The 26,193-nt window shown below is 61.6% G+C and carries 28 protein-coding genes and 2 pseudogenes; 18 read left to right on the forward strand and 12 right to left on the reverse strand.

Annotation, left to right across the window (positions count from 1 at the left end; translation table 11 throughout):
• The first annotated feature begins 124 nt into the window (after positions 1-124).
• The 3 genes from BQ8482_RS22045 to BQ8482_RS22055 all read left to right on the forward strand — a co-directional run bounded on the left by BQ8482_RS22045 (position 125) and on the right by BQ8482_RS22055 (position 2,895).
• The gene (locus BQ8482_RS22045; RefSeq protein WP_123149527.1) at positions 125-1,411 is read left to right on the forward strand and encodes an SDR family oxidoreductase; all 1,287 of its coding nucleotides are present in this window, start codon (positions 125-127) and stop codon (positions 1,409-1,411) included.
• Positions 1,411-1,884 (forward strand): DUF2269 family protein, encoded by a 474-nt coding sequence (locus BQ8482_RS22050; RefSeq protein ID WP_123149528.1) that lies wholly within the window; start codon positions 1,411-1,413, stop codon positions 1,882-1,884. Before BQ8482_RS22045 ends, BQ8482_RS22050 begins: the two co-directional genes overlap by 1 nt.
• Before the next feature lie 75 nt (positions 1,885-1,959).
• A complete protein-coding gene (locus BQ8482_RS22055) occupies positions 1,960-2,895 on the forward strand; it encodes an NAD(P)/FAD-dependent oxidoreductase (protein ID WP_123149558.1) in 936 nt (311 codons plus the stop codon).
• A 75-nt stretch (positions 2,896-2,970) separates the two neighbouring features.
• Here the strand turns inward: BQ8482_RS22055 and BQ8482_RS22060 are convergent, their stop codons facing one another.
• Positions 2,971-3,582, reverse strand: coding sequence for a TetR/AcrR family transcriptional regulator (locus BQ8482_RS22060; protein ID WP_123149529.1), 612 nt, complete (start codon positions 3,580-3,582; stop codon positions 2,971-2,973).
• A 97-nt stretch (positions 3,583-3,679) separates the two neighbouring features.
• Here BQ8482_RS22060 and BQ8482_RS22065 point away from each other — a divergent pair, with 97 nt between their 5' ends.
• Together BQ8482_RS22065 and BQ8482_RS22070 are read left to right on the forward strand one after the other, a co-directional pair.
• Entirely contained in the window at positions 3,680-5,152 is a 1,473-nt protein-coding gene (locus tag BQ8482_RS22065; RefSeq protein ID WP_123149530.1) for a coniferyl aldehyde dehydrogenase, read from the forward strand.
• Complete coding sequence (locus tag BQ8482_RS22070) at positions 5,149-5,610, forward strand: GFA family protein (protein ID WP_123149531.1); 462 nt, start codon at positions 5,149-5,151, stop codon at positions 5,608-5,610. The genes BQ8482_RS22065 and BQ8482_RS22070 overlap by 4 nt, the downstream gene beginning before the upstream one ends.
• 259 nt (positions 5,611-5,869) lie before the next feature.
• Here the strand turns inward: BQ8482_RS22070 and BQ8482_RS22075 are convergent, their stop codons facing one another.
• Entirely contained in the window at positions 5,870-6,196 is a 327-nt protein-coding gene (locus tag BQ8482_RS22075; RefSeq protein ID WP_244602930.1) for a hypothetical protein, read from the reverse strand.
• A gap of 182 nt (positions 6,197-6,378) precedes the next feature.
• On the opposite strand from BQ8482_RS22075, the gene BQ8482_RS22080 reads away from it, so the two are divergent.
• The 3 genes from BQ8482_RS22080 (at position 6,379) to BQ8482_RS22090 (ending at position 7,999) form a co-directional block, all read left to right on the forward strand.
• On the forward strand, positions 6,379-7,200 hold the full coding sequence (locus BQ8482_RS22080; protein WP_123149532.1) for an SIR2 family NAD-dependent protein deacylase: 822 nt from the start codon (positions 6,379-6,381) through the stop codon (positions 7,198-7,200).
• A 140-nt stretch (positions 7,201-7,340) separates the two neighbouring features.
• Complete coding sequence (locus BQ8482_RS22085) at positions 7,341-7,589, forward strand: hypothetical protein (RefSeq protein ID WP_123149560.1); 249 nt, start codon at positions 7,341-7,343, stop codon at positions 7,587-7,589.
• Between the two features lie 164 nt (positions 7,590-7,753).
• Entirely contained in the window at positions 7,754-7,999 is a 246-nt protein-coding gene (locus tag BQ8482_RS22090; protein ID WP_123149533.1) for a hypothetical protein, read from the forward strand.
• A 55-nt stretch (positions 8,000-8,054) separates the two neighbouring features.
• Here BQ8482_RS22090 and BQ8482_RS39455 read toward each other — a convergent pair.
• A pseudogene (locus tag BQ8482_RS39455) lies at positions 8,055-8,446 on the reverse strand (thiamine pyrophosphate-dependent enzyme); the annotation flags it as partial.
• A 627-nt stretch (positions 8,447-9,073) separates the two neighbouring features.
• Positions 9,074-10,396 (reverse strand): NAD(P)/FAD-dependent oxidoreductase, encoded by a 1,323-nt coding sequence (locus tag BQ8482_RS22100; protein ID WP_077382116.1) that lies wholly within the window; start codon positions 10,394-10,396, stop codon positions 9,074-9,076.
• A gap of 703 nt (positions 10,397-11,099) precedes the next feature.
• On the opposite strand from BQ8482_RS22100, the gene BQ8482_RS22105 reads away from it, so the two are divergent.
• Positions 11,100-11,345, forward strand: a complete 246-nt coding sequence (locus tag BQ8482_RS22105; protein ID WP_123149534.1) for a hypothetical protein — start codon at positions 11,100-11,102, stop codon at positions 11,343-11,345.
• Between the two features lie 16 nt (positions 11,346-11,361).
• Positions 11,362-11,577 (forward strand): hypothetical protein, encoded by a 216-nt coding sequence (locus BQ8482_RS22110; RefSeq protein WP_123149535.1) that lies wholly within the window; start codon positions 11,362-11,364, stop codon positions 11,575-11,577.
• 80 nt (positions 11,578-11,657) lie between these two features.
• On the opposite strand, the gene BQ8482_RS22115 is transcribed toward BQ8482_RS22110, so the two are convergent.
• The 3 genes from BQ8482_RS22115 to BQ8482_RS22125 all read right to left on the reverse strand — a co-directional run bounded on the left by BQ8482_RS22115 (position 11,658) and on the right by BQ8482_RS22125 (position 14,454).
• Complete coding sequence (locus tag BQ8482_RS22115; RefSeq protein WP_123149536.1) at positions 11,658-12,425, reverse strand: hypothetical protein; 768 nt, start codon at positions 12,423-12,425, stop codon at positions 11,658-11,660.
• Between the two features lie 29 nt (positions 12,426-12,454).
• On the reverse strand, positions 12,455-13,144 hold the full coding sequence (locus tag BQ8482_RS22120) for a phosphoribosyltransferase (protein WP_123149537.1): 690 nt from the start codon (positions 13,142-13,144) through the stop codon (positions 12,455-12,457).
• Positions 13,145-13,353: 209 nt separating this feature from the next.
• On the reverse strand, positions 13,354-14,454 hold the full coding sequence (locus BQ8482_RS22125; protein WP_123149538.1) for a branched-chain amino acid ABC transporter substrate-binding protein: 1,101 nt from the start codon (positions 14,452-14,454) through the stop codon (positions 13,354-13,356).
• 187 nt (positions 14,455-14,641) lie between these two features.
• Between BQ8482_RS22125 and ku (BQ8482_RS22130) the strand changes: the two genes are divergently transcribed.
• Entirely contained in the window at positions 14,642-15,445 is an 804-nt protein-coding gene (gene ku, locus BQ8482_RS22130) for a non-homologous end joining protein Ku (RefSeq protein ID WP_123149539.1), read from the forward strand.
• 65 nt (positions 15,446-15,510) lie between these two features.
• Positions 15,511-16,509, forward strand: a pseudogene (locus BQ8482_RS22135) (ATP-dependent DNA ligase).
• Between the two features lie 33 nt (positions 16,510-16,542).
• Here the strand turns inward: BQ8482_RS22135 and ligD are convergent.
• The 3 genes from ligD to BQ8482_RS22150 all read right to left on the reverse strand — a co-directional run bounded on the left by ligD (position 16,543) and on the right by BQ8482_RS22150 (position 20,273).
• Entirely contained in the window at positions 16,543-19,089 is a 2,547-nt protein-coding gene (gene ligD, locus BQ8482_RS22140) for a DNA ligase D (RefSeq protein WP_123149540.1), read from the reverse strand.
• A gap of 3 nt (positions 19,090-19,092) precedes the next feature.
• Positions 19,093-19,962 carry a non-homologous end joining protein Ku gene (ku, locus tag BQ8482_RS22145; protein ID WP_123149541.1) on the reverse strand — a complete coding sequence of 290 codons (870 nt, stop codon included), beginning with the start codon at positions 19,960-19,962 and terminating at the stop codon, positions 19,093-19,095.
• Between the two features lie 95 nt (positions 19,963-20,057).
• A complete protein-coding gene (locus tag BQ8482_RS22150) occupies positions 20,058-20,273 on the reverse strand; it encodes a KTSC domain-containing protein (RefSeq protein ID WP_123149542.1) in 216 nt (71 codons plus the stop codon).
• Between the two features lie 142 nt (positions 20,274-20,415).
• Between BQ8482_RS22150 and BQ8482_RS22155 the strand changes: the two genes are divergently transcribed.
• The 4 genes from BQ8482_RS22155 (at position 20,416) to BQ8482_RS22170 (ending at position 23,710) form a co-directional block, all read left to right on the forward strand.
• A complete protein-coding gene (locus BQ8482_RS22155) occupies positions 20,416-21,048 on the forward strand; it encodes an alpha-ketoglutarate-dependent dioxygenase AlkB (protein ID WP_123149543.1) in 633 nt (210 codons plus the stop codon).
• On the forward strand, positions 21,045-21,482 hold the full coding sequence (locus BQ8482_RS22160; RefSeq protein WP_123149544.1) for a GFA family protein: 438 nt from the start codon (positions 21,045-21,047) through the stop codon (positions 21,480-21,482). Before BQ8482_RS22155 ends, BQ8482_RS22160 begins: the two co-directional genes overlap by 4 nt.
• 96 nt (positions 21,483-21,578) lie before the next feature.
• Positions 21,579-22,277, forward strand: a complete 699-nt coding sequence (locus tag BQ8482_RS22165; protein WP_123149545.1) for an MgtC/SapB family protein — start codon at positions 21,579-21,581, stop codon at positions 22,275-22,277.
• Positions 22,278-22,435: 158 nt separating this feature from the next.
• Entirely contained in the window at positions 22,436-23,710 is a 1,275-nt protein-coding gene (locus BQ8482_RS22170; protein WP_123149546.1) for a DUF763 domain-containing protein, read from the forward strand.
• 49 nt (positions 23,711-23,759) lie between these two features.
• Here the strand turns inward: BQ8482_RS22170 and BQ8482_RS22175 are convergent, their stop codons facing one another.
• Both BQ8482_RS22175 and BQ8482_RS22180 read right to left on the reverse strand, forming a co-directional pair.
• Positions 23,760-24,203 (reverse strand): PPC domain-containing DNA-binding protein, encoded by a 444-nt coding sequence (locus tag BQ8482_RS22175; protein WP_123149561.1) that lies wholly within the window; start codon positions 24,201-24,203, stop codon positions 23,760-23,762.
• A gap of 94 nt (positions 24,204-24,297) precedes the next feature.
• Complete coding sequence (locus BQ8482_RS22180; RefSeq protein WP_123149547.1) at positions 24,298-25,269, reverse strand: SDR family oxidoreductase; 972 nt, start codon at positions 25,267-25,269, stop codon at positions 24,298-24,300.
• A gap of 33 nt (positions 25,270-25,302) precedes the next feature.
• On the opposite strand from BQ8482_RS22180, the gene BQ8482_RS22185 reads away from it, so the two are divergent.
• Positions 25,303-25,599 (forward strand): hypothetical protein, encoded by a 297-nt coding sequence (locus tag BQ8482_RS22185; protein ID WP_133254812.1) that lies wholly within the window; start codon positions 25,303-25,305, stop codon positions 25,597-25,599.
• Positions 25,592-26,193, forward strand: a 602-nt coding sequence (locus tag BQ8482_RS22190; protein WP_165848661.1) for a Rieske (2Fe-2S) protein, incomplete at its 3' end; no start/stop codon positions are given. The genes BQ8482_RS22185 and BQ8482_RS22190, both read left to right, overlap by 8 nt.

Here is a 26,193-nt window from a genome sequence, read left to right on the forward strand (position 1 = left end):
AATCCCGCGATCGATGGTTTGTTCCGCGCTGCCCGACGGTTCTCGCGCGAGCGGGCACGTCGAACATTCGCAAGTCAGAGCGTAGAATGAACAATATCCCTCCGGCACCGGAGATCTGGGTCCGATGAGAATTCTCGTTGCTGGCGCCACCGGCCTGATCGGCGCATCGGTCTGTTCCCGCCTCGTTTCCGAAGGACATGAGGTGGTCGGCATCGTCCGTAGCCCTCAGGCAAATGCAGCCCGCGACTACCACTTGCTGGTGCTGGACAGGGCGACCGCGCTACGCCCTGAAGATTGGCTGCCGCATCTGGCCGGCATCGATGTCGTCGTGAACTGTGCCGGGGTTCTGCAGGACAGCCCTCGCGAAAAGACCGGACAAGTTCATCGCGATGCGGCGTCGGCTCTTTTTCGCGCCTGCGCCCGCGCCGGCGTTGCCAAGGTGATCCACTTCTCGGCAATGGGTGTCGATCGGGCACAGCCTTCGTCGTTCTCGGCGACGAAGTATGCTGGCGATCAGGCCCTGATGGCGCTTGATCTGGGCTGGATAATCCTTCGCCCTTCCGTAGTGCTCGGCCGGCCTGTGTTTGGGGCCAGTGCATTGTTTCGCGGTCTGGCCTCGCTGCCGGTCCTGCCGTCAATGCCAAATACCGGCCGGCTCCAGGTCGTGCAGCTCGAGGATGTGGTCTCGACGGTGCTCTTCTTTCTCAATCCCGGCAGTCCGTCTCGTCTGGCGCTGGAACTTGCAGGCCCCGAACAGCTGACCATGGACGAGATTGTCGGCACTTTCCGCCGCTGGCTCGGCTGGGCTCCAGTGCCCAGGCTTGCCTTGCCGGGATGGGTTGCCCGGCTTCTCTACCGCCTCGGCGATCTTGCCGCGATGCTCGGCTGGCGGCCTCCGATGCGCACCAACGCCGCCAGGGAGATCAAACGAGGGGCGCTCGGAGATCCATCGGACTGGATTTCCTTGACCGGCATACAGCCACAAAGCCTGGCGCAGTTCCTCGCGCTCAATCCGGCAACGGTGCAGGAAAAATGGTTCGCCGGGCTTTATTTCGCCAAGGCTGCAATCTTCGTCGTCCTGCCGTTGTTCTGGATCATGACGGGGATTGTTTCGCTGACCACTGGCTACGGTAACGGCATCGGCCTTATGCAAAGCACGGGGGCTGGCATGTTGTCGGCGCCTGCCGTGGTCGCCGGCGCCCTTGCCGACGTCGTCGTCGGCGCTCTCATAGCCTGGCGGCCAACGGCGCGAAAAGGCCTCTACGCTGGCATCGCGCTCTCGCTGTTCTATCTGGTCGTGGGCACTTTCCTGCGCCCGGACCTGTGGCACGAACCGCTTGGGCCATTCCTGAAGGTCTTGCCGATCATCGTCCTTCACTTCGTCGCCTTGGCAATACTGGAGGAGCGCTGATGCTCTATTTCGTGCTGAAGTACCTGCATGTCATCGGTGCCAGCGTGCTGCTTGGCACCGGCGCCGGCATTGCCTTCTTCATGCTTCTCGCCCACAGGACCGGCGACACAGCAACAATCGCGGCAGTGGCGCGCATCGTGGTGATCGCCGATTTTCTCTTCACGGCAACTGCCGTCGTGGCGCAGCCTATCACCGGCGTCGCGCTCGCCTGGCAGGCGGGTTACGCGCTCTCCGAAGGCTGGATCGCGCTTTCCATCGCGCTTTACATCGTCACCGGCGCATTCTGGCTGCCGGTGGTATGGATGCAGATGGAGATGCGCAATCTGGCGTCCGAAGCCGCCAAAGCAGGGACCCCGCTGCCGGCCCGGTATGTCAGGCTTTTCTGGCTGTGGTTCGCCTTTGGCTTTCCCGCCTTTGCTGCCGTCCTCGGGATTTTCTGGCTGATGATCGCGCGACCGGCGATCGAGTGGTGACGGCTTGCCGCGACGGATGTCGCGGCTTTCGATTTCAGCGCGGGAACATCTTTCCCACGAGTGCGTTCGGCGCGGATGGATCAACCCGTGCGCAAACGCCGACATTCAGCCTCATCCGCGACTGAAGCGGATGTTCTCATTGTTGGCGGCGGACCTGCGGGGCTGGCGGCCGCTCTCTATCTCGGCAGGTTCCGTCATCGGGTCGTCGTGGTCGACGCGGGTGAATCGCGCGCGATGCTGATTGCGCAAAGCCGTAACTGCCCGGGATTTCCCGAAGGGATCAGCGGCCCCGATCTTCTGCAGCGCCTTCGTGCGCAGGCCGCCGAATACGGAGCGACACTGGTGCAGGATCAGGCGTCATCGATCGAGCCGACCGTAGGCGGGTTTGGCGCCGAGACCAACGCGGGGCGGATCGTCGCCCGCAAGGTATTCCTGGCAACAGGTATCGTCGACGTCGTGCCGGCAATCCCGCGTCTGCGCGAGGCCATCGCCAGAGGCAGCGTACGCCTTTGCCCGGTTTGTGACGGCTACGAGGTCATAGATCGTCAGGTCGCGGTCATCGGCCATGAGGCGAAGGCACTGCGAGAGGCCTTGTTCCTCAAGCAGTATACGCAGCACGTCACAATGCTCGCACGCTATCTGCCCGATTTTTCCACCAGCACCCGGCGCGTGGCCATGGAAGAGAACATTGCTATTTGCGACGCGTTCAAAAAGTTTGTTCCCACCGACAGCGGCTACCAGGCCGTCCTCAAGGACGGCGAGATGCGCCATTTCGACGTCATCTATCCGGCGATGGGATGCGGGGTGCGTTCCGAACTCGCGCTGGCAATGGGCATCGAATGCTGCGACGAGGACTATGTCGTCGTCGACAAGCATCAGCGGACTTCGGTCGATGGGGTGTATGCCATAGGCGACCTGGTCAGGACCCTGAACCAGATCGCAGTCGCTTTCTGCCAGGCTGCGATCGCCGCGACCGATGCGCACAATGATTTTGCCTTCGGGTACGAATAAGGCCCCTGAACAATAAAGGGGGCACAGATATACGGTAGGCGGATTATAGGGCGAACGGGATGGCGCCAGCTAGTGTCATGTTGCTGGGTTCCCCAGCCCTTCCACCAGCGTGCTCAAGGCCGCATCCAAGGGGGCCGATCCCACCTTCTCGGGCACCAAGAGCCCATCGATCGCAAGCATGGTCATGCCGTGGACGAGTCCCCAGGCGGCTGCCGCCTGACCTTCTATCGGCCGCTTGCGAATGCTCCCCGCGGCCTGGCCGCGCCGGAGGATTTCGAGGAGAACATCGAATACCGCCAGCGCCCGCTCATTGAGATGCATTCCCACCGCTTTTCCCTCCTCTGCGCTAAACATCAGGCGGTAGAGAGCCGGGTTGTCCGTTCCGAACGCGACGTAAGCACGAGCTATCGGAGTAATTTCGTCGCGCAGAGTTTTCGGCGCTTCAGACTTCGCTGCCGATAGGGACTCGCGCAGCCGGTCGAACCCAATCATAGCGATCTCCGCAAGCAGCGCGGCCTTATCGGGGAAGTGCTTGTAGGGTGCCGCGTGGCTTACGCCAGCCCGGCGGGCGACTTCCCGCAGCGTGAACTGCCAGCCCTTCTCCTCCCGAAGCATATCCAACGCCGTCTCGATAACCGCACGACGGAGATCACCGTGGTGATAGGGGCGGTTGGCTGCGTCCTGCATGGTACCTCAAAGTTTCTTGTGAATACATTGTTGACAGTGGCTACTTAAGGGCGTATGTCAAGGGCGTAAGTTTCTCCTGTCTACATCGGAGTGGACCATGAATGCAATCGCAAAAATCACCGACGCTGATCGGCTGGGCAGTCTCCTCGCGGGCCAGCGTGCTGCCTTCCTGCGTGACGGAGCGCCTTCGCTGGCGCAGCGACGCGCTGATCTGGCCAAGTTCAGGGCCACGATTATCGGGCACCGCAAAGCGATTGAAGATGCCATCAATGCCGATTTCGGGTATCGCTCGAGATATGAGACGGCGATCATGGAGGTCGGAGGGGTCGCCGAGGGCACGAAGTATCTGATCCGAAACCTTCGCAAATTCATGGCGCCGACCCGCCGCCACGTCGCCCTGCATATGCGAATGGGCAACGCTCGCATCGAATATCAGCCGCTTGGCGTCGTCGGCGTGATGTCGCCGTGGAACTATCCGGTGAACCTCGCGCTGATGCCGGTCGTCACGGCCATCGCCGCTGGAAACCGGGTGATGCTGAAACCCTCGGAGTTCACGCCCGTCACCAATGCGCTGCTCGCAAAAGTGTTCGGCGAGATTTTCGCCGAAGATCAGTTCGCGATCGTCACTGGCGATGCGGCCGTGGGGGCGGCCTTCACGGCCTTGCCGTTCGACCACTTGGTCTTCACCGGGAGCACCGCAGTAGGGCGATCGGTGATGAAGGCCGCAAGCGACAACCTCGTTCCGGTTACCCTCGAACTCGGGGGCAAGTCGCCCAGCATCGTCGCCAAGGGCAACGCCCTCGACCAGGCGGCCGCGTCAATTGCCTACGGAAAGCTGCTCAGCGCCGGACAAACCTGCATCGCCCCGGACTATGCACTCGTCCACGAAAGCGAGGTTGACGCATTCGTCAAGGCATATGACCGGAAGGTGACTTCCTTCTATCCTGACGGTCCGACGAGTGAGCATTACACCTCAATTATCAACGAGCGGCACTATGCCCGCCTCCAGAGCCTTATCGACGATGCTCGCTCCAAAGGAGCGCAGATCATCGAAGTCGGCAATCGGCCCGGTGAGGCGTCCCCGCGCTCCAACACGCTGGCGCCAACCGTCGTCCTCGGCGCCACCGACGACATGCGCATCGCTCATGAGGAAATATTCGGCCCGGTCCTACCGATTTTTCCCTACCGCGACATCGAAGAAGCGATCGCCTACGTGAACGCCCGGCCCCGGCCGCTCGCGCTCTACTACTTCGGCGCCGATGACGAAGACCGGCGCAAGGTGCTGAGCCGAACGACCTCCGGCAACGTCACCATCAACGGCACGATCATGCACATCGCCCAGGATGACTTGCCTTTCGGCGGTGTCGGTCCCAGTGGCATGGGGGCGTACCATGGCATCGAAGGCTTCCGTACCCTCAGCCATGCCAAGGGGATCTATGAGCAGGGCCGTTTGAACCTCTCCAACCTTCTGCGTGCCCCCTTCAGACAACCGATCGATACCATCCTCAACATGATGCTCCGGCGACCAGCATGCCGTCATCAAAACAAGCTCAGGAGCATCCGCAGATGACCACCGACACCTTGTCGCCGCTACGCGGCTCATGCGAATGCGGCGCCTGCTCGTTCGAGGTACAGACCTCCCCGAAAGCCAGGTTCCGGTGCCACTGCCTGATCTGCCAGGCGTTCAACGGCAAACCGTTCGCGGATGTGGTCGCCGTTCGCGCCAAGGATGTCGTGCTGAAAAACGCCGGCAACATCTCATTCAGGAAATACCGCCCGCCGCCGAACTTCAATCGCGGGGTCTGCAGGACCTGCGGCAAGCCGGTTGTGGAGGTTGCGGGCGTCGGGCCGTTCAAGGTGATGTTCATTCCGGCGGCCAACTTCGAGCCCGAGGCCCGGCTGCCGCCGGTTCGGATCGACATATTCTATCACCGTCGTGTGCTGGACATGCCCGATAGCGTGCCCAAATACAGCGGCTATTTGCCGAGCGAATTGGCGGTCGGGAAACTGATCATGAGTGGTTTGTGAAATGGCGAGTCGATTTATTTGGGTGCCATCCACGTGATGGTCTCGGCGCTGTTCGGCATCTACCCTGCGGCATCATCGGCTGGTTCTTCGGCAAGATCGGCCCGGTTCATCACGGCGCTCACCGAACTGAGCTATGCTTTCGGGCGTGACATGGCGGCCGGCGATCCGGCCAGATCCTTACGAAAGTTCACGGGGGATGGCTCACTAATATCTGTGCCGTTTCACGCTCAGGGGCCAATAAGCTCTGGAAACCTACTCGCTAGCCCAGCATGGCTGCTATCACGAAGACCGCGCCCGCTATGAGAACGACTGCGGCAATCACCAGCACCGGCCAGTTTTTGCCAGGCTGAAGACGAGGCTTGCTTTCCACCGGCCGCATCGCATTGCCGAAGCTTGCTTCATTCGTGAACTCTGGCTGTCGCCGTGGACGAGCCCCGGCGGCGGGATTTGGCACATCCGCCGCTTCGGCGTCGGTCTCTTCGGGTGCAGCGGCAGGGTCGAACCCCGGGGTCTTATCCTGCGTCGCCCCGGCCTGAATATCGCCTCTCGCTTTGGCAGGCGTCTGATCTCGTTGTCCGGCCATCATAGTCTCCCTGACAACCAAACTTCGATCTGCCTCAGCGGTTCCAGTCTGCGCCGCATTTGCTCAACACACCCCGTTTGCCGAACACACCCGATTTTCTGAACAGACTTGGCGGTGATCCGGGCTTCTCCGGAACAGAGGACGCCTTTTGCAGTTGTGTTGGATCATTGCCTGGTGAGTTGGCTATGCCGTCTGCACTCGAGCAACTGGCTCAATCCGTGAAAGAGCGACGAGCGATCCTGTTCGTCGGGGCGGGGGTGTCGATGAGCGTCGGCCTGCCATCCTGGGAGAAGCTCATCGAGCATATGGTGGATGAACTCGGCCTCGACCGCGACATGGTCGACATGCCTGAACCCAGCTACCAGGCTCTTGCCGAATATTACCGGCTGAAGCATGGCAGTCTCGGCCCCTTGCGCAGTTGGATGGATCGCGAATGGAGCATCTCGCGGGAAAATGTGAAGGGATCGGCGATCCACAAACTGATCGTGTCACTCGATTTCCCGATCATCTACACCACCAACTATGATCGGAACCTTGAGGTTGCGTTCGAAGTCCACGACCGCGCGTTCGTGAAAGTCGCCAATGCCAAGGATATCGCCAAGGTGAACGGCGACGTTACCCAGATCATCAAATACCACGGCGACTTCGACGACGACGCATCTCTGGTGCTGGCGGAATCCGACTATTTCGAGCGGCTGTCATTCGAGTCGCCATTGGACGTGAAGTTTCGCGCCGACGCACTGGGGCGCACCGTCCTGTTCATCGGCTACAGCATGTCAGACATGAACATCCGTCTGTTGCTGTACCGGCTTTGGGAAACCTGGCGCCGGTCAGGTTATGAAAAGAATCGTCCGAAATCATTCGTCTTCATGCCGCAACCGAGCGTCGTCCAGGAAGCGGTTCTCGGACGCTGGGGCATCGACATGCTGACCGACGAGGCCGATCGGCCGGAGGATGCTCTGGTGGCATTCCTGGGCAAGCTCAGGGACGCGATAGACCCCGCCTAAATTAGCAGCATGCACTGCGCTGAAGCCGAATCGTTGGCGGCAAAGTTCGGAAAGCTCGCCTCCGTTTGACCAGGCGGGGAACATTGTTGACCGCTACGACGTTCATAGCCGCGAAGGGATGTTGTTTGCGGAGGCCTATGATGGGCCAGTTCCAAATGATCGATCTCGTTTCCGTCATCGACGCCTGCACCACCGACCGCGCCGCAGGGCGATTGGTGTCGATGGCCAAAGCCGTCGAAGAGTTGCGGGTGCTGACCGGGGATTTCATCTCGCCGGACGAAATCGTGGCCAACGCACTGTCGCCGGTGGCGTGGGAGCGCGGCTGCGCGGTTCTGTTCGATGAGCAGCCGGGCGCCGACATCCTGCACGCGCCATGGCAGGATGCCTGACCGGCGCAGGACGCCTAAGCGTCGCCGAACATCGGCAGCCGTGTGACCGCGGGGTGCTGCCCGCGCCGCATATGGCGGCCCATCAGGAGTGCCGGCAGTCGGAACCCTGACGTCACAGGACCGTTTAATCGCCATGCAGCGAGTGAGGCAATCGGAGAAACGCCGTGACTGAAAACGAAACCCGTTACGAACATGGCGCGACCAAGTACCCTCCCAAGAAAGTTGCGGACGCGTCGGATCAATTTTCCCAGGAGGCGGCCGGTAACAAGAAGCCTGCTGGCGGCATGGGCCTGACCCGGTCAAGGGCCGAGGTGGAGGACAAAACCCGTCAATCCGAAGGGCAGGACCCGCCCAGGCAATCCAGCCCAGATTCCGCGAGCGAAAAGACATCCAGCGCCACCAAGCAGTGACCGGTCAGGAACACTGCAGGTCAACGGCGCTTGGTCGCCAAACAGGCAAGCGCCGTCAGCCCATCATCGTCTTCAGCGGCTCCCGAGCGAGGTTTGCTTCGATCTCCTTGCGGCGTTTCCCGCAGCGCCGTGCGCATGTTCTTGCGATATTCGTTCGGCATGCGCGGCGGCAGCATAGGTTCATATGCGTCGACGACCGCCTCTATGATCACCGGGCCTTCCGCGGCAAACGCGGCATCAAGAACCCCATCGACGTCCTCAGGCCGGGTGACGCTGGTAGCCGATGCCCCCCATGACCTCCGCGGCCAGGGCGAAATCGATTGGCTGGAGTTCGCAGGCAAATTGCAGGTTGCCAAGGAACATCATTTGCTCCCAGGCGATCTGGTTGAGCATGTTGTTCTTGATCACCAGAAGCTTGAGCGGAATCCTGTAACGCACGGCCGTCGAAATGTGTCGACAAGGATTCGGCGGTGTTGGGCATGGTTGCCTCCAGTGTGTTGTCCCGGGCCAATGACCGCCCCAGGCCAAGGACAACCGGGAGAAGCAGGGCGAGGGCGCTTGTAAGAAGCGGCGCCGAGATTGACGCCTCCGGCGTGGACGAGGTGCGGGGCCGCTCCGCCTGTGGAAGAGCTGGGTGAGATAAAGCCGTGCGTGCCCCGCGCAGGGGGCGAGCACCCACAGGTTGGTTAAGACGTTGTCGACGACACCCCAGCGCCGTAGAAACCGGTCTCCCGCATGATGCCGTAGTGCAGGGCCACGGCGTTGAAGTTTGCGCTGCCACGTGTGTAGGTTGCGGCAAACATCCCGGCCGCTGGCGCGGCGTATGGGCCGAGCAATTCGCCTTACCGGCAGAAGCAGAAAACGCTAGAATGAACTCCTGCGACGGTTCCAACTCCGCCAAAGACGAGCGCGATGAGCGCGGCGCTCTCCCGAGCGGATTCTGGTGCAACTCCTACCACGTTGCGCTCATGCACCCGGAGACTTGACTGCGAGGGAACGTGGGGATTCCGCTCACCCGTCTGCTGACACTTTGACTTCGCTTGGTGCGCGTCAGGCCTGACTTCCGGCTGATCTTCAGATAGCGGCGATGTCCAGCTTCGAGCCGTCGACCAGACGCGACAGGCGGAACGGTGTAGGATCGACGCAAGGCGTGTCGTTTACGACAAGCTCTGCGGCCAGATAGCCAAGCCCCGGACCCAAACCGAAGCCGTGGCCCGAGCAGCCCGCCGCGAGGACGAGGCCTTTCACCCCGTCCACCTGCGACACCACAGGCACTGCGTCCGGCGTGCAATCGACGAAGCCGCCCCAGGCACTATCGATCTCTATATCGCCGAGTTGGGGGAAGGTCTTCCGGACACTCTCCACCACTTGGCTTACCAGCCATTTTAAGGGTGGAGGATCCAGCACCCGATTCTGTTCGAAGATCCGATCGTCGCTGGTCAGCAGCGCCGGCATTGAATCCGGCCCCGAAAGGAACGATTGGCCGATGCCGAGCCTGACGTTCTTCAGGCGACGCAAGAATTGCGGCATGAATTCCCGGCTATACCGGATAGCCTGGGGCGTGATTTCGAGGTTCGCCTTGCCGCTGATCGCAAGCGTATAGCTGCCGTCCAGTCGGCGCGTGATCGTGCAGTAGGGTGTGGAGACCGCCTCGCCTATGTTGATTGTCGGGGTGGAACGCAGCGCGGTCTGCCGGATGCTCGCTTGGGGGAAACTGATCCCGAGCGGCCTAAGGAAGCGCGAGGACCAGGCGCCAGCGGCGCACAGCACCGCGCTGGTTCTGATGTAGCCCTTCTCCGTGTGCACGCCCGCAATCTTGCCATTGGCCAAGTCGAGCGCCCGCGCGGCGCATTCCTGGTGGATGGTGGCGCCCAGAGCTCTGGCCCCATCGGCGATAGCCGGCGCGGCGAGCGCAGGTTCGGCCTTACCATCCCGGTCCGAATAGGTCCCGCCGACCCATTTGTCGCGCGCTTCGGGGACGCGCTCGGCCACCTCCGCCCGGCTCAGCATGCGGGTGTCGACCTCGTACTCCCTGGCGACCTCGCGCCACCTTTCCCAGCCGGCGAGCACAGCCTCGTCGTGAGTGGCATAGACGAGACCGCAGCGTCGAAATCCAAGGTCCCGATTGATATCGCGCGTCAGCTCGTCCCACAGTCGCATGGAGATCACCGAGAGCGGCAGTTCGCGCCGATCGCGGTTCTGCTGGCGGCACCAACCCCAGTTTCGGCTCGATTGTTCACAGGCGACGTGGCCCTTCTCGAGCAGAGCCACAGAGAGGCCACGCTTCGCCAGGAAATAGGCGGCCGTAGAGCCGAGGATGCCGCCGCCGACGATGACGACGTCGACCTCGGCCGGGAGACGCTCATCGCTGTGAATGCGTTCGACTCGGGGCGACATGTTCCAACCAACCTCGGCTGCCAAGAATGCGGAAGCAAAGTTCCGATCAGCCCTTCATCGCATCGTACGCTCGAAAGAATGTGCCGAAATCATCTAGGACTTCGCCAGATGTGCGGGTTTTTGATCCCTTGATCGATACGAGCTGCTCAAGCCCGACCGAGTTCCAGTTCGGCGCAGGGCGGCGTAACCTGCTCGCGAGTCCGTTGGATCGCGCTTGAGGGTCTTGAGCCTGCGAGCGAAGTTGTAGGCGGCAACGAAGTCGGCGAGGTCTTACCTGAGCTGATCGTGGCTCTCGTAGTAGAAGCGTTTGACCGTGGCGTCCTTGATCGTGCGGTCCATCCTCTTGCAGCTTTACGCGCTCGCTGCGGCGGGGCGTCAGACGTGGACATAGGCGATCAGTCGCCGAACGACGGAGATGCTCTGATGTTCCATCGGAACACCGCGAGGCGAAAGACTGACGGATCATGGCAGATGCGGATGAGCAGCCCGGAGCAGATGAGCGAATAGACGGTTTATTCGGCCGCCATCTCGGAACGATCCCGCCGCCCTGCCATTATCGCCATAAGGACAGGCTCAGATCGTGGTGGCGCACGATTGGTCCGCTTCGGCAAGGACCGTGGCCAACTGCAATCACCGGAAGTCGACGGTTCCGCCAGCGATCTGGGCCTCAAAAAATCGAACGCAAGACACTTTGGAGGAAACAATGACTGGACGCAGGACCCATGAGCAGCAAATGCGCATCATTGAAAAGCGGGAGAACACCAAGAACGCCGGCAAGGATTTCGACGCAGAGGCGGACCTGAAGAGATCGGCTGCGGAACGTGAAGCGCTGCGCAAAGGATCGGAAATCAGGTCCAAGACTCCCGACCTTGTCGACCCTGACGACCGCAACATCCTTCGCGGAGAAAATCAGGAGAGCGTTCATCACAAGAAACGTCCCGACGATTAAGAATTGGAGCAAGCCTATGGCAAAAGGTAGCAAGAAGCACATCGGAGCGGGTTCACGGGGGAAGGGTTCCGGTACAGGCGCCATGAGCACGACCCCAAAGGACAAGCTCGAAGAAAACCAAGTCCTGTCCAACCGCGACAAGGCCCAGCATACGAAGGAACGCGGTCTGGATTCCAAGCAGGTCGCAACTGAGCAGCGCCAGGATCACGCTGCCAATCGTTTGCGGGACTGACGGCTCACCCGCCGCTGAGGGCGCGGTCGTGCGGCCCTCTTTTCAGGTTGGCTGCAAGCTCAAGGGGAGGGCGGTACGGTTCAGGCCCATTCGCCACTGAAAAGCGGTTCTATCGGATGGCGCGACTTGGCCATTTTGAGTTCGCGCAGCATCTCTGAATGGCGCTCATCCTCCTTCTCGACATCGAGGTCGACATTATAGGCCTTTTCCGGATCGGTTCGCGCGCCGACAAGGACGAATTCAGCGCCCTGCACATCAAGCAGCTTTATGTCGTCGCGAGCGAATCTGCGGCCGCGGAATTCCTGCTGAAGCCTGTCTGGATAATCCGTCTCCTGGGCTTGTCCCAATCCAAGGCCGGGAGGGCTGGGCTTTTCGGGATTCTTCACCGAAAGGCGAAGCTTGCCTGCGGTGCGATGTTGAAGGCGCGTTGTACCTCGGATGGCCGCTCTGGAAGCTCGAGCGCGTAGCTGAGATGCAATTGTCCATTGAGCAGCGCGACAGACAAGATAACGGCCTTCGCCCGCCGGGCGTGCTGCAGGCAGACGCTGCCGGCCGCGCGTCTTGGTATCATAGATTTCTTCGCGAAGGTCCTTCTCCAGCGCGGCGGCAGAACTCGCGATCGCGCCGACGAAACCCCAGTGACGCTCGTGCTCATGCGCGTCGGGCAGCCGCTTGCGCCCGACGACGAGAAGCCGCACCTTCGTCGCGTGCTCCGGCCGCAGCACGACGAAGAAGCGCTGCACGTCGGAAAGACTTTCTGGATCGGTTTCGCCCACCCTGGGCCGGTAGAGAAAGAAAATATCGCCGCGCTCGACGATCTCAACCTGTTTTCGGTCCTTGCTAGCCATGGCGTGCTCCTTCGGCTGTCGGCGATGAGCTAACCGGCAGATCGCATCGATGATTTGCTCTCAAACTGCTCTGCCTGCTGCAGCAACTGGACCACCTCCGCGTCCGTGGTCTGCGCGAAATTCTTATAATACCGGCCCACCGCAACAAACGGCTCGGGCGTGGCGAGACAGACCACTTCGTCCACATCGGCTCTGATCAGGTCCAGCGTGTCCTGGGGGGCTACCGGAACGGCCAAGACAACATGCGCGGCCCGATCCTTTCTTAGCGCCTTGAGCGCCACTCTGACCGTGCCTCCGGTCGCTATGCCGTCATCGACAACGATGACGGTCCGGCCCAGGACCGAAGCCGCAGGCCTGCTGCCGAAATAGAGGTTTCTGCGGCGCTCGATTTCGAGCAGTTGCCGCCGTTTTTCTGCTTCGACGTACTCGTCTGACGGCTGGACCAAAGCCATCGCCTCCTCGTTGAGGACGAGCTGCGGATTTTCCCCGTCGACGACAGCGCCGATGCCATATTCGGAATGGCCCGGCGCGCCGATCTTGCGCACAAGCAGAACGTCGAGCCGGGCACGGAGTGCCTTTGCCACTTCGAAGCCAACCGGCACTCCGCCACGCGGCAACGCCAGCACCAGTGGATCGCTTGCCGCGAACCCGGTCAAAGCGGCGGCAAGCTGGCGCCCCGCATCCGTTCGATCCCTGAATCTCGGCGCGTCAAAAAACATTGTCTTCACCTTTGGAAGGGCGGGACCTAGCATCGGTGCGTAGCTCGTGCCTAGATGTTCGCGGTCTGCAGCGTCTTGTCGAAAACCTCCAGGCCGGCTGCACCCATCATCGCCTCCTCGCCAATTCGTCTTGCTGACGAAACGGCGATCGGAGGCAATTGTTTCATCTCACCCTGGTAAAAATTGCCGCGGCCCTCGTGAGGCCACAGCTATCCGACCCTTTGCATCTGCGGGATTTCCGCAACCTGTCGAAATCGGCCATTTTCCACCACATGGAGCGCCGTGACGGCGGCCAGATTGTCGCCTTTTTCGTCCCACTGCACGGGATCGCGATAGGCAATACCTTTGAAGCGGAGCTTCCGCATCGCAGTCAGAACCTCGCGCCGGCTCGGAATTCCTTTGGATTCAGTGATCGCGTTCTTGATTGCAGCGATCAGCACGCGAGCTGAATCGTAGGAATTCACGGCATAGTTGCCGATCGGCCCGAACAGCGCCGCATAGCGCGCGGCGAAATCGCTTGAACCAGCGACCCTACCCACTTCGGGCGTGGCGGACAGCACAAGAACGCCTTCGCCCAATGTTGCGGTTTCTCCTGCAGGCTCAAGGAAATTCACCGCGTCCCAACAGCCGTCGCCGCCGGCGAAAAGCTGGCCGAGACCTGCACGGCGCATCGCTCGCAGGATGAAAGCACCCTCGAAGCTGCCGCCGTAGAACAACAGATCGAAATCGGCCCGCAGAGATGCGATCAGGGGGTCAAAATCGCGGCTCCCTTCGCGAACCGTCCGCCGCTCCGCGATACGTCCCCCAAGCGACAGAAATGCCCGCGAGAACGCGATGCCCATGCTGTGGCCGTACATGGTTTCAGTTTCGACCAGGACGGCGCGGCGCTTGCCCATGAAATCATAGAGATGACGGGCAATGGCTGCTCCGGTCTGGTCGTCGCGGTTGGTGAAGCGAAAGACATTCGGCAGAGAGCGCTCGGTGAGCGCCGTGTCGGAAGCGATCGGCGTGATCATCGGGACGTCGTGGGCGGCATAGATCTCCGCCGCGGCGATGGTGACATTGCTGTTGTAGTGGCCAACGACGCCAAGCAGATCCGGCCGGCTGCAAAAATCGTCGGCGACCTGACGTCCGGTCTCGACCTTTCCCCGATCGTCCGCAGTCTCAACCATGACGGGAAAGCCTGCAATGCCACCGTCGGCGTTCTGCTCCTCGACCGCGAGCTCGATCGCCTGCTTCATCTCGGCGCCAAGCGCTGCCGCATTTCCCGACAATGGAGCGCCGACTGCGATCCGGATCGCTTCCAACATTGAAATGGTCCTTGCTGACGCCGGGCTGTTTGTTTGTCCCGAACTGCGCTTGCGCCCATCGGTTCCTTCTCGAACCGGAAAAATGATGGATTCTTGGCTGCGAGCCTTGGGCGCGCGAGAAAAATGCTGCTGGAACAATCGATCACCTTGATGCGTTCGACTGTTTTACACCTGCCGGGGTTCCTCGATGGCGCCACGTCCTTTCTGGAAAGGCTATCTGAAGCTTTCGCTCGTGACCTGTCCGGTCGCGATGACCCCCGCTACCACCGAGAGCGAAAAGGTCCGGTTTCATACGCTCAATCGCAAGAGCGGGCATCGGGTCGTCAGCCAATATGTCGATGCCGTCAGCGGCAAGCCCGTTGCTGAAGACGACGAGGTGAAGGGATATCAGCGCGGCGAGGACGAATACGTCCTGCTCGAGGACGACGAGATCGACGCGGTCGCGCTGGAGAGTACGCGTACCATCGACATCGACATGTTTGTCGATGCCGACAGCATCGGCTGGATCTGGTACGACAAGCCGCACTATCTCACCCCTGACGACCCGGTCGGGGAGGAGGCATTCTCGGTCATTCGCGACGCCATGCAGTCGACGGGGACAGTCGGAATATCGCGCCTGGTCATGTACCGCCGCGAGCGCGCCGTCATGCTTGAACCGCGAGGCAAGGGCATCGTGCTGTGGACATTGCGCTACGGTGACGAGGTTCGCGATCCCGAGGACTATTTCGGCAAGATCGAAGACGCCAAACCCGACCCGAAACTGATGGATATGGTCTCGACCCTGATCGACGAGCGAACCAGGCAGTGGGATCCCGCCATGACCGGAGATCCCGTCCAGGCGCGGCTGCTGGAGATCATTGCCTCGAAGAAGAAGGGCAAGAAGGGTCCGGCCAAGGCAAAGGCCAAGGCCGAGCAACCGCCCAGCAATGTGATCAACATCATGGACGCGCTGCGCAAGAGCATCGGCTCGGAGGCCGGAAAGCGGAAATAGGTGGGGGACAAAGGCAGTACAATGAAGGTCATTCCCCGCGATCCTGCTTTCGACAGCACCCGCCGATGACCCGCGATTTCCCCCTGCCACTCGATACGCCGCCGATGGAAGCCAAGGCGGCTGATGCGATTCCCGAAGGAGATGGATGGCAATACGAGCGCAAATGGGATGGTTTTCGCTGCCTGGCATTCCGGCAGGATGACGCGGTGGAGTTGCGCGCAAAGTCGGGCAAGCCGCTCGGACGGTATTTTCCCGAACTCGTCGCGACATTGAAGGAACTGCCGTCGCGCCGTTTTGTCGTCGACGGTGAAATCGTCATCTCGGTCGACGGCAAGCCGTCGTTCGACGCGCTCCAGATGCGGCTTCATCCGGCCGAGAGCAGGATCCGCAAGCTGTCCGCGGAAACCCCGGCGCACATCGTCCTGTTCGACATGCTCTGCGACGAGCACGGAACCGTTCTGTCGGCCCGGACACTGGAAGAACGGCGAGCGATCCTTGAGACTTTCGTTGCTTCGGCAGAGCGCAAGAACATTGTTCTCTCGCACTGCACGCGCGATGTGAAGGAAGCCCGCTCCTGGTTAGGGGATGCCGGACATGGCGAGACGGACGGCGTGGTCGCCAAGCGGCTGGACGATCCATACCAGCCGGGCGTGCGCGCTATGGTGAAGGTAAAGCGGCTGCGGTCGGCCGATTGTGTGGTCGGCGGCTTTCGCTATCTCAGCAGCAGCAGGCAGGTCGGTTCATTGCTGCTGGGATTGTACAACGAGGCCCGCAAGCTCGATCACGTCGGCTTCACCTCGACCATTGCCGAGGACGACAGGGCCGAACTTACCCGCAAACTCGAAGCCATGCGCGAACCGCCGGGCTTTACCGGAAAGGCGCCGGGCGGGCCGAGCCGCTGAAGCACCGAGCGCAGCGGCGAATGGGAGCCGGTCCGGCCCGAATTGGTGGTAGAAGTACGCTTCGATCACGTCACCGGCGACCGTTTCCGGCATGGCACCAAGTTCCTGCGCTGGCGGCCCGACAAGGCTCCGGAAAAGTGCACGTTTGAGCAGATCGCCTGATTCTTCCGATGCATGCACTTCGTAATGCCGTCCTCAAGCCGCTTTCTCTCGCCGGTTTGCACGGTCCTCGATCGGCACTGCGGCGGCACGGAAATCCTGCCAGGGATCCGACGATAGCGAGGCAAGCCGGGTCGGCGTGTTCTCGACGGTAAAATAGGCCGGTCCGATGCCGGGGCCGAGCTCGTCCCAGGCAAGCGGCATCGACACCGCCGCACCGGGTCGTGCTCTCGTCGAATAGGGTGCGACGGCGGTCGCACCGCGCTGGTTGCGCAGATAGTCGACGAGGATTTTTCCGCGCCGTTTGGATTTGGTGATGGTCGAGACGTAGCGGCCGGGGCTGTCGGCGGCCATGGCGTCGGCTATCGCCTTGGTAAAGGCTTTCGCCGCCGGCCACTCGGCCTTCGGCTTCAATGGCGCCACGACGTGCAGACCCTTGCCGCCGGATGTCTTGATGAAGGGGACCAGTCCTGCATCCTTCAGCCGGTCGCGGGTCTCGACGGCGGCCGCGATCACCGCCTCCCAGCTCACGTCCTCGCCGGGATCGAGGTCCATGATGATCGTGTCCGGACGCTCCCAATCGCTCACCATCGAACCCCAGGGGTGGATCTCCAGCGCCGCCGACTGGACGAGACCGATCAACCCATCGAGATCATTGATGCTGATCAGCCGCTCGTCGGGCGGATCCTTGGGGTCGTGGACCAGCACGATGTTGGGGTTGAGGCCCTTCCAGGCATGCTTCTGGAAGAACTGCTCGCCCGAAATACCGCTGGGGCATCGCAGCAACGCCAGCGCGCGGCCAACGAGATAGGGCGACGCATAGCGCCAGACCTCGGTATAATAATCGGCGAGACCTTCCTTGGTCACGCCCTGGTCCGGCCAGTAGAGGCGATCGGGATGGGTGAGCTTGACGGTCCGGCGCTGAGGTTTCGCTGCTGCCTTGGTCTTCGGTGTTTCGCGCACGATCTCTTTCGCCGGCTTGTCTTCGCGCAACCCGCGAAATGAGGCGTGGCGCAGATTGCCGTCGGCGGTCCAGGCGCGGAACTCGATTTCAGCGACGAGTTCCGGCCTGACATAACGGACTTGCCGAGTCTCCTCTGCGCTCAGCCGCTCGTCGAACGGGCTCGATGGAATGCGTATCCGCTCGAGCTTCTTGAAGAGGCCCTCGGCGACGGCTGCCGTGTAGCCGGTGCCGACGCGCCCGACATGATGAAGCTTGCCGTCGTCATAGACACCCAGGACAAGCGAACCGATCGCATTGCGCGAGGTTGTCGAGGGAACATAGCCGGCCACGACAAATTCCTGCCGCGCCGAGCATTTCGACTTCACCCAGTTCTTGCTGCGGCCGGCGCGGTAAGGCGCATCGCGAAGCTTGGAGACAACGCCTTCCAGGCTCAGCCGGCAGGCATGTCGCAGCACGAGGGGGCCATCCTCCTCAAAATGTCCGCTATAGCTGATGATGCCGCTGCCACTGCCGATGATCTTTTCCAGCAATTCCTTGCGCTGGATCGACGCAACGTCGCGCAGATCGTATCCATCGAGATGGAGCAGATCGAAAACGTACAGGCGAAAGCGGTCACTGCGGCCCTCGCTGAGATCGGCTTGCAGCTCGGAGAAATCCGACGCGCCGGCGGATGTCTCGACCACGAGTTCACCATCAATCAGCGCCGTCCCGACAGGGAGATCGGCCAGCGCCGAAACGATCGCCTTTCCGAATTTTTTCGTCCAGTCGAGACCGCTCCGCGTCAACAGCTTGACGCGGCCGGCTTCAACCCTGGCCTGCAGCCGGTAGCCGTCGAATTTGATCTCGTGCAGCCAGCGTTGGCCGGACGGCGCTGACGAGACCAGGGTCGCCAGCGTCGGCTCGACGAAATCGGGGAGCGCTGCCTTCTTGGCGCCCTTGATCTTTGACGGTTCGGGAACGCTTACGGTGGCAGGCTGCTCTTCCGGTGGAGCGGCCCCCGTGCGGCCGCCGCGGCGCTTGCGAATGCGTCCCGTCTTGGACGACCAGCCGGGCTCTTCGCCGGCGACATCCTCGATCTTGCGGCCGGTCGCAATGGATTCCGGCCGCTCGTCCAGAATGTCGGGGTCGTCTTCCGTGCGCGCGGCGTCATCGTCACCCTTGATCAGCAGCCAGTTCTCGCGCTTCTCCCGCGGCTTTCCGGCCATCCTGACAAGGTGCCAGCTGCCACCCAGCTTCTCGCCGTGAAGTTCGAAGTCGAGATGGCCTTTGGCATAGCCGCGACGCGCGTCGCCGATCGGCGTCCAGGTGCCTCTGTCCCACAGGATGACGGTGCCGCCGCCATATTCGCCCTTTGGGATGGTGCCTTCGAAACCGCCATATTCCAAAGGATGGTCCTCGACATGGACGGCAAGGCGCTTCTCGCCGGGGATCAGGCTCGGCCCTTTTGTCACGGCCCAACTCTTCAGGACGCCGTCCATTTCCAAACGAAAATCATAATGAAGCCGCCTCGCATCATGCTTCTGTATGACGAAGCTGTTCCCCGCCTTGGGCGCCCTGCGGCCCTGCGGCTCCGGGGTGACGGAAAAATCGCGCTTCTTGCGGTAGGTCTCGAGCGCCATCGGTCAGCCGGCCTTCCGATGCGGCGCTTTCTCCTTCGGCTTCGCGTGGCGCGCCGGCTTTGATTTTGCCGCGGGCTTTCTTGTCGAGGGCTGCTTTCCGCCAACGCCGGCACTCTGGCGCAGCGCATCCATAAGATCGACGACCTTCTCCCGCTTGGCCGGTTTCGGAATTGCGATCTTCTTGCCTTCGAGCTTTGCCTTCACAAGCTCGGCCAGGGCCGCCTCATAACGGTCGTCGAATTTGTTCGGATCGAATTTGCCCTTCTTGGTCTTGATGATGTGTTCGGCCAGTTCGAGCATCTCGCCCTCGATCTTCACATCGGGGATGTTGTCGAAGGCCTCCTCCGCCGATCGCACCTCGTAATCGAAGTTCAGCGTCGTTGCGACCAGCCCTTCGTCATAAGCGCGGATGAGCAGGGTCCGGACGCGCCGGAACAGGACGGTCTGGGCGATCGCCGCGACTTTCTTCCTGCGCATGCCTTCGCGGATCAGCCCAAACGCTTCCTCCGCGTGTTTGTCCGGCGGGGCGAGGTAATATGGCTTGTCGAAATACACATCGTCGACATTGGAACAGCCGATGAAGGCCGAAACCGACAGCGTCTTGTCGCTCTCGGGGACAGCGGCTGCGACCTCATCGGGTTCGAGCACGACGTATTCACCCGAGCTGATCTCATAGCCTTTGACCTGATCGTCCTTCTCGACCGGCTTGCCGCTATCGCTGTCGACGAAGGCGCGATGCACCCTATGGCCCGTCGTGCGGTTAATCGTGTGGAAGGCGATCCGCTCTGAGGTTGAGGCAGCCGTATAGAGCGCTACCGGGCAGCTGAGTTCTCCAATTTTCAGAAAACCCTTCCAGTTTGCTCTCGGCGCCAAGACAATAGCCTCACAGTCACAAGCATTGCACTGGAAATGCAACGTGGCGGCGCGTGGATTTGTTCCTTTGGCGGACGACAGGAGTACCCCGGGTCTCACCCCGACCGGCTCTGCTCGACCAAATGGTACCTGTACCGATCTCGAATGAACGCGTTGAAGAACCGGCCTTTTGACGAGGCTTTGCGGAATGCAGCGTAGGTCTGCGGCGGCACGTCGTCGTAATCGTAGCGATTTCCGCTTGGGACAAACCATACGGAGAGGGTCCTCGTCGCCGGATCGTAATTCATGCTTTGAATCGCAGTTGAAGGCATTTCCCAGCACTCGACGCGTCTGGGCAATAACCCACCCCGGCAAGCCAGGTTCCGTCTCGCCCGAGATATGGAGGCGGTGATCCGGCCGGCTCGGCGCCTCCAAGACCTTGCCTCCGCCGGCCGGCTTCACCAATTAGGGTTGATGCCATCGCTCAAAACCAAGCAGCCGGAATTCGCTGGGCAAGGCGACCTGTTTCGTGCGCTCAACTATCTGCCGGAAGGATTTCACTACCAGCCGGAGCTGATCACGGCGGAGGAAGAGGCCGAACTGGTGCGGCAGCTCGAAAGTCTCGCCTTCCAGCCTTTCGACTTTCATGGCCATCTCGCAAACCGGCGCGTCGCCGGTTTTGGCCTGCGCTATGATTTTGACCAACGCAAAGTCATCGAGGCGCCGGCGATCCCTGCTTTTCTGATGCCGCTCAGAGACAAGGTGGCGGCATTTGCGCGGCTGCCCGCCGATGCTTTCGTGCAGGTTTTGATCAACGAGTACCGACCCGGCGCGGGTATCGGCTGGCATCGCGACAAGCCGCATTTCGATGCCGTGGCCGGCGTTTCTCTTCTTGCGCCATGCAGCTTTCGGCTCCGCCGGAAGAACGGCGCTGGATGGGATCGCGAGACCATCATCCTCCAGCCAAGGTCGGCTTATCTGATGACGGGACCGGCGCGCACCGAATGGGAGCACAGCATCCCGCCAGTTGTCGAGCACCGCTATTCGATTACCCTGCGGACCCTGCGGCCGAAACGGCCGCTTCGGTCAGAAGTGGTGGTTCGATGACCAGGATCGAGACCGGCTCCTGTTTTTGCGGTTCGATAACGGCTAAGATGGATGGTGACCCGTTCTGGATTTGCTCCGACCATGATGACGATTGCCGCAAGGCCATAGGGAGCCCGCTGGCCGTCTGGGTCGGCTATCGACCGGCCCAATTCAGACTGCTGACCGGCTGGCCAAAGACGTTCTCAAGGACCCGAGGCGTGCTCCGCACCTTCTGCGCCGATTGCGGTACATCCATAGCCTATCTCGACCAAGGGCTTCCGGAAGAACTCTATGTGACGATCGGCTTCTTCGACCACCCCGAACGCTTTGCGCCGCAGGCCCATGCCTATTGGGATATGAAGCTGCCGTGGGTGGAATTTCGTGACGATCTGCCGCGTGTGGGAAGATATTCAAGACGGCGCGATCCGGCAGTCGGAAATCCAGCCGATCGGTAACCGGCAAAACGCCGCCGATGGAACCTGAATGGCCCTAGCCGAATTGAATTGCGATCAGTTCGTAATCCAAACACCAGCGGCGATCAGGGTTTACCGATGTCTCTTATCCCGGCCTACGAAGACATCGCGGCACGCCTGCTTCTGACCGTGCTCGCCGGTTCATTGATTGGCCTCGACCGGGAGGCGCGCGGACAGGCGGCCGGCCTCAGGACAACCATCCTGGTCGGGCTGGCCGCCGCGATCGCAATGACACAGGCCACCATTCTGCTGGAGGTTGGCGGCAAAGCTCCGAATTCCTTCGTCCGTATGGACGTTCTTCGCTTTCCCCTGGGCGTGTTGACAGGCGTCGGCTTCATCGGTGGCGGCGCCATTCTTCGCCGGGGCAGTCTTGTCAGCGGTGTCACTACAGCAGCCACGTTGTGGATGATGACGATGATCGGACTGGCTTTCGGGGGTGGCCAATACGCCTTGGGCGCAGCCGGGACGGCGCTGACGCTAATCATTCTGCTCGTGTTGAAATGGGTCGATCTGGTGATACCGCGCGAACACCACGCCGTGTTGGCGCTCACCTGGAAGGCGGCGGATCATGACGACCTCGACGCGATCATCGGGCCCTCCGGTTATCGGGCGCGCCTGGTTGGAATGGAGCGGCGCCCAGATCGCGACAGCCCCGTGGTGTTGTTTGAGATCAGCTGGAGGCGGCCTGAAAGGGGACCGCCGCCGACGGATTTATTGACACTGGTAGGTGAGCATTGCGAAATCGAGAAGTTTAATCTCGTCAGCGAATCTGTGTGATAACCGCTACACTGATTGCCAAGCAGGTCGGGCACTAGGCCGGCAATCGAATTCGGATCGCGCATCGACAGCCTAAAACGGGCATCATCGCTTCTTCACTCCGCTTTCGGTACCTATCTGTTGAGCGCAAGGCATAGATCGGGAACAGGCAGCAAGATTTGGCACAACGATCGGGAAGCGCAGACCTTCCACTTCATGGCGGACGCGTGCCGAAATGGCTCGGCGACCGCATGACGCGCCTTGGCGCGGTCATGTGCGAGGCGATCATTCACCATTACGGTCGCGAGGAGCTGCTGCGCCGGTTGGCGCATCCCTTCTGGTTCCAGTCGTTTGGCGCCGTCATGGGAATGGACTGGCATTCCTCCGGCATCACGACCAGCGTCATCGGCGCGTTGAAACGTGGTTTGGCTCCGCTCTCCGGCGAACTCGGTATTCACGTGTGCGGCGGCCGCGGCGCGCATTCGCGCAAGACCCCGCACGAGCTTGCCGTCATCGGCGAGCGCGTCGGCTTCGACGGAACAGGCCTGGCAACTGCCAGCCGGCTCGTCGCCAAGGTTGACAGCGCCGCCGTCCAGGACGGCTTCGATCTTTATCTGCATGGCTTCATCGTGACCGATGATGGCGACTGGGTCGTGGTGCAGCAGGGCATGAACGGCGACAGCAAGGTGGCGCGCCGCTATCACTGGCTGTCCGAAGGCCTGAAGAGCTTCGTCGACCAGCCGCATGCCGCCATCGAGGGCGCCAACCAGGGCGAGATCGTCAACCTGACCGACCACCGCGCCGACGCGTCGCGCAAGGGCCAGCTGGAACTGCTGCAGGACCTCGGACCGGATCGCATCCTGAGGGAATTCGCCGCGCTCGAGCGTGACGTGACTGCAGAACCGGAGCCCGAGCAGCCGATGCTGCCACACCTGGTCATGCCGGCGCACCACGACGTTCGCGAAAGCGATGTCGTCATGCGCCGTCTCCATGGGAACATGGCGGCGGCTGCCGAGCGTGGCCCCGCCGATTTCTCCGAACTTCTTCTGGTCCCCGGCGTCGGTGCGCGCACGGTGCGGGCGCTGGCGCTGGTTGCCGAGGTTCTGCATGGCGCGCCATGCCGGTTTTCCGATCCCGGTCGCTTCTCGCTGGCGCATGGCGGCAAGGACAGGCATCCATTCCCTGTGCCGCTGAAGGTCTATGACGAGACGATCGGCGTGCTGAAGTCCGCCGTCCACAAGGCCAGGCTCGGCCGCGATGAAGAAATCGGCGCCTTGAAGCGGCTCGACGACCAGTCACGGCAGGTCGAACGCTACGTCACAGGTCCCAGCCTGAAGGAAATCGTTGCCGGAGAGTTCGATCAATCGCATCTGCTCGGCGGTCGCAGCGTGTTCGGCTGGGAGGCCGCACCCGAGGCCCCCGCGGACGTCGAACAAATCAAACAAAAGGGATAATCGGCCCCGGATCGCAATTCAGCGGACCTGTCTCGATCCGCGTTCGGCTTCAGGCATCCAGATCGATTAAGGCAATGCCGAGTTCCGGACGTTTCCTGCGGCGCAGGTGGCCAGGCGCTTCCACCAATGTGACTTCGAGTGTCGGCCGAACGATTCCTTCGAGCAGATGTCCGCCCCGCGTGGTGCCATCGCGCAACCCGAGCACCGCGTGGATGTGAAGACTGGGCTTGCCGTCGTCGCCGATCGCGACATCGCCGATAGCGCTGAGCACCTCGCACTGTTCGCGGACCGGGATTTTGCGAAAGGTCTTTTGCCCAAAGTCGAACCAGCCGACGGTCGCCGTTTCGAAGGCGCCCAGCGCAGTCAGCGAGGCGCCGCCAATGTCCTGCTCGACCGCGAAAGAGGTAAGCGCCGCGAACGCTTCCTCGCCAGGATCAAGCACCACCACAAACGTCCGTTGTCCGGCGCTTTCGGCGACGAGTTGCGATTTCATGATTTCACTCCAGACCCCATGTCTGCCTTTGCCCCCGCCTCCGAGAATGATGTGCATGAGCTATCCTTCCCGCCAACGATCAGCGGGCCTCAACTCAGTAGCCGCCGATGATCGGCAATATCTCGCCGGTGATGTAGCTCGAGCAGTGCGGCGAGGCGAGGAACACATAGGCCGGCGCGATCTCCTCCGGTTGTGCGGGCCGTTTCATCGGCGTGTCTGCGCCAAATTTCGAAACGTCACCGGCTTGCTTGTCAGACGGGTTGAGCGGCGTCCACACCGGGCCCGGCGCCACGCAGTTCACCCGAATTCCCTTTTCGATGAGGTTGCCGGAGAGCGCGCGCGTGAAGGCATGAATGCCGCCCTTGGTCATCGAATAATCGACCAGCTGCCTCGAGCCCTCGATGCCGGTTACGGAGCCGCTGTTGATGATCGCCGAACCGGGCTTCATATGCGGCACGGCCTCCTGCGTCATGTGGAAGTAGCCGTAAAGGTTGGTCTTCAGCGTCGTGTCGAAATGCTCTTCGGTCAGCTCGCTGAAGTCGCTGGAATGGACCTGGAAAGCGGCGTTGTTGACCAGCACGTCGATCCGGCCGAATGCCTTCACCACCTCAGCCACTGCCTTGTGGCAGTGGCGGCGTTCGCTGACGTCGGCCTTGACCAGCATGCAGCGCCGGCCCTCGGCTTCGACGGCCTTCTTCGTCTCTTCGGCATCCTTGTCCTCGCAAAGATAGACGATCGCCACATCCGCGCCTTCGCGCGCATAAAGCACGGCGACGGCTCGGCCGATGCCGGAATCGCCGCCGGTGATGACGGCCACTTTGCCATCGAGTTTTTTCGATCCGATATAGAAGGGCGCGTCATAAAGCGGCGCCGGCTCAATCGCCCATTCGTGCCCTGGCTTCGGCTGATGCTGTTCGGGAAAGGGCGGCTCGGGATATTTGCGTGCTCCGGCCTGCATGGCGCCTTGTTGCTTGCCCTTGCCCTTCGATTTGTCCTTGGCATCGATGCCGCGCTGGATATGGCGTTGCTTGGCGGCCTCGCCGGCGATTTCCGATTTCATCTGCATGGCTGCCTCCTTGGCTTGGAGGAAGGACAACGCATGTCCGGCGAAAAAGTTTACGCGACGGCGTCTTTGCTTCAGTCCCGCGATGCGTTCGACAAGCGACGTTGCAGCCGCGGCAACGCGTCCAAAACGCCAGGAAAGCGACGGCGCGTACTGCCCAACCGGCAACGAATGGCGCGGCCGGACGTTTGGGCACCAGCGGTGTCCGAGAACCTGAAGGCGCGCCAGCCCGGCAGAAGGTATTCCGAGGCTGGTGACCTGAAGATTTCCCGCTTCTCGGCCGTACAGGCGATCTTGTCACTGGATCGCGCCAAAGGAGAGGAAAATGGCTGAAGGTCATACCAAACCAACCGGGCCGGATCTGGTCGAGGGCATCGCGTTATCCGACCTTGCCGATGGCGCAAAGCTCCTCGGCCGTTGCGGCGATGAGCAGGTGCTGCTGGTGCGCCGCGGGGCCGAGATCGTCGCCATCGGGGCGACATGCACACATTATGGCGGGCCGCTCGCCGACGGTCTTGTGGTGGGAGACACCGTCCGGTGTCCCTGGCATCACGCGTGCTTCGATTTGCGTACAGGCGAGGCCTTGCGCGTTCCAGCTTTCAGTCCACTCGCTTGCTGGTCGGTGGAACAACGCGATGATCGGATATTCGTGGGCGAGAAGCGCAAACGGACGGCAGCCAAGCAGCGCGATGGAGGCTCCGGCCAGGTTCCGGAGAAGATCGTCATTGTTGGTGGCGGCGCGGCCGGTTTCGCGGCGGCAGAAACACTGCGGCGCGAACATTATCAAGGCAGCCTTGTCATGCTCAGCGACGACGAAGCGCCGCCCGTTGATCGGCCCAATCTTTCCAAGGACTACCTCGCCGGCAAAGCACCGGAGGATTGGATTCCGCTGCGCCGAGAAAGCTTCTACTCGAAGAACGATATCGA

It is taken from the genome of Mesorhizobium delmotii (assembly GCF_900149755.1).
GTDB lineage: Bacteria > Pseudomonadota > Alphaproteobacteria > Rhizobiales > Rhizobiaceae > Mesorhizobium > Mesorhizobium delmotii.

Coding starts and splice junctions, on each gene's coding strand:
- BQ8482_RS22045 (WP_123149527.1), top strand. CDS start 125: ATGAGAATTCTCGTTGCTGGCGCCACCGGCCTGATCGGCGCATCGGTC.
- BQ8482_RS22050 (WP_123149528.1), top strand. CDS start 1,411: ATGCTCTATTTCGTGCTGAAGTACCTGCATGTCATCGGTGCCAGCGTG.
- BQ8482_RS22055 (WP_123149558.1), top strand. CDS start 1,960: ATGGATCAACCCGTGCGCAAACGCCGACATTCAGCCTCATCCGCGACT.
- BQ8482_RS22060 (WP_123149529.1), bottom strand. CDS start 3,582: ATGCAGGACGCAGCCAACCGCCCCTATCACCACGGTGATCTCCGTCGT.
- BQ8482_RS22065 (WP_123149530.1), top strand. CDS start 3,680: ATGAATGCAATCGCAAAAATCACCGACGCTGATCGGCTGGGCAGTCTC.
- BQ8482_RS22070 (WP_123149531.1), top strand. CDS start 5,149: ATGACCACCGACACCTTGTCGCCGCTACGCGGCTCATGCGAATGCGGC.
- BQ8482_RS22075 (WP_244602930.1), bottom strand. CDS start 6,196: ATGATGGCCGGACAACGAGATCAGACGCCTGCCAAAGCGAGAGGCGAT.
- BQ8482_RS22080 (WP_123149532.1), top strand. CDS start 6,379: ATGCCGTCTGCACTCGAGCAACTGGCTCAATCCGTGAAAGAGCGACGA.
- BQ8482_RS22085 (WP_123149560.1), top strand. CDS start 7,341: ATGGGCCAGTTCCAAATGATCGATCTCGTTTCCGTCATCGACGCCTGC.
- BQ8482_RS22100 (WP_077382116.1), bottom strand. CDS start 10,396: ATGTCGCCCCGAGTCGAACGCATTCACAGCGATGAGCGTCTCCCGGCC.
- BQ8482_RS22105 (WP_123149534.1), top strand. CDS start 11,100: ATGACTGGACGCAGGACCCATGAGCAGCAAATGCGCATCATTGAAAAG.
- BQ8482_RS22110 (WP_123149535.1), top strand. CDS start 11,362: ATGGCAAAAGGTAGCAAGAAGCACATCGGAGCGGGTTCACGGGGGAAG.
- BQ8482_RS22115 (WP_123149536.1), bottom strand. CDS start 12,425: ATGGCTAGCAAGGACCGAAAACAGGTTGAGATCGTCGAGCGCGGCGAT.
- BQ8482_RS22120 (WP_123149537.1), bottom strand. CDS start 13,144: ATGTTTTTTGACGCGCCGAGATTCAGGGATCGAACGGATGCGGGGCGC.
- BQ8482_RS22125 (WP_123149538.1), bottom strand. CDS start 14,454: ATGTTGGAAGCGATCCGGATCGCAGTCGGCGCTCCATTGTCGGGAAAT.
- ku (WP_123149539.1), top strand. CDS start 14,642: ATGGCGCCACGTCCTTTCTGGAAAGGCTATCTGAAGCTTTCGCTCGTG.
- ligD (WP_123149540.1), bottom strand. CDS start 19,089: ATGGCGCTCGAGACCTACCGCAAGAAGCGCGATTTTTCCGTCACCCCG.
- BQ8482_RS22150 (WP_123149542.1), bottom strand. CDS start 20,273: ATGCCTTCAACTGCGATTCAAAGCATGAATTACGATCCGGCGACGAGG.
- BQ8482_RS22155 (WP_123149543.1), top strand. CDS start 20,416: ATGCCATCGCTCAAAACCAAGCAGCCGGAATTCGCTGGGCAAGGCGAC.
- BQ8482_RS22160 (WP_123149544.1), top strand. CDS start 21,045: ATGACCAGGATCGAGACCGGCTCCTGTTTTTGCGGTTCGATAACGGCT.
- BQ8482_RS22165 (WP_123149545.1), top strand. CDS start 21,579: ATGTCTCTTATCCCGGCCTACGAAGACATCGCGGCACGCCTGCTTCTG.
- BQ8482_RS22175 (WP_123149561.1), bottom strand. CDS start 24,203: ATGAAATCGCAACTCGTCGCCGAAAGCGCCGGACAACGGACGTTTGTG.
- BQ8482_RS22180 (WP_123149547.1), bottom strand. CDS start 25,269: ATGCAGATGAAATCGGAAATCGCCGGCGAGGCCGCCAAGCAACGCCAT.
- BQ8482_RS22185 (WP_133254812.1), top strand. CDS start 25,303: ATGTCCGGCGAAAAAGTTTACGCGACGGCGTCTTTGCTTCAGTCCCGC.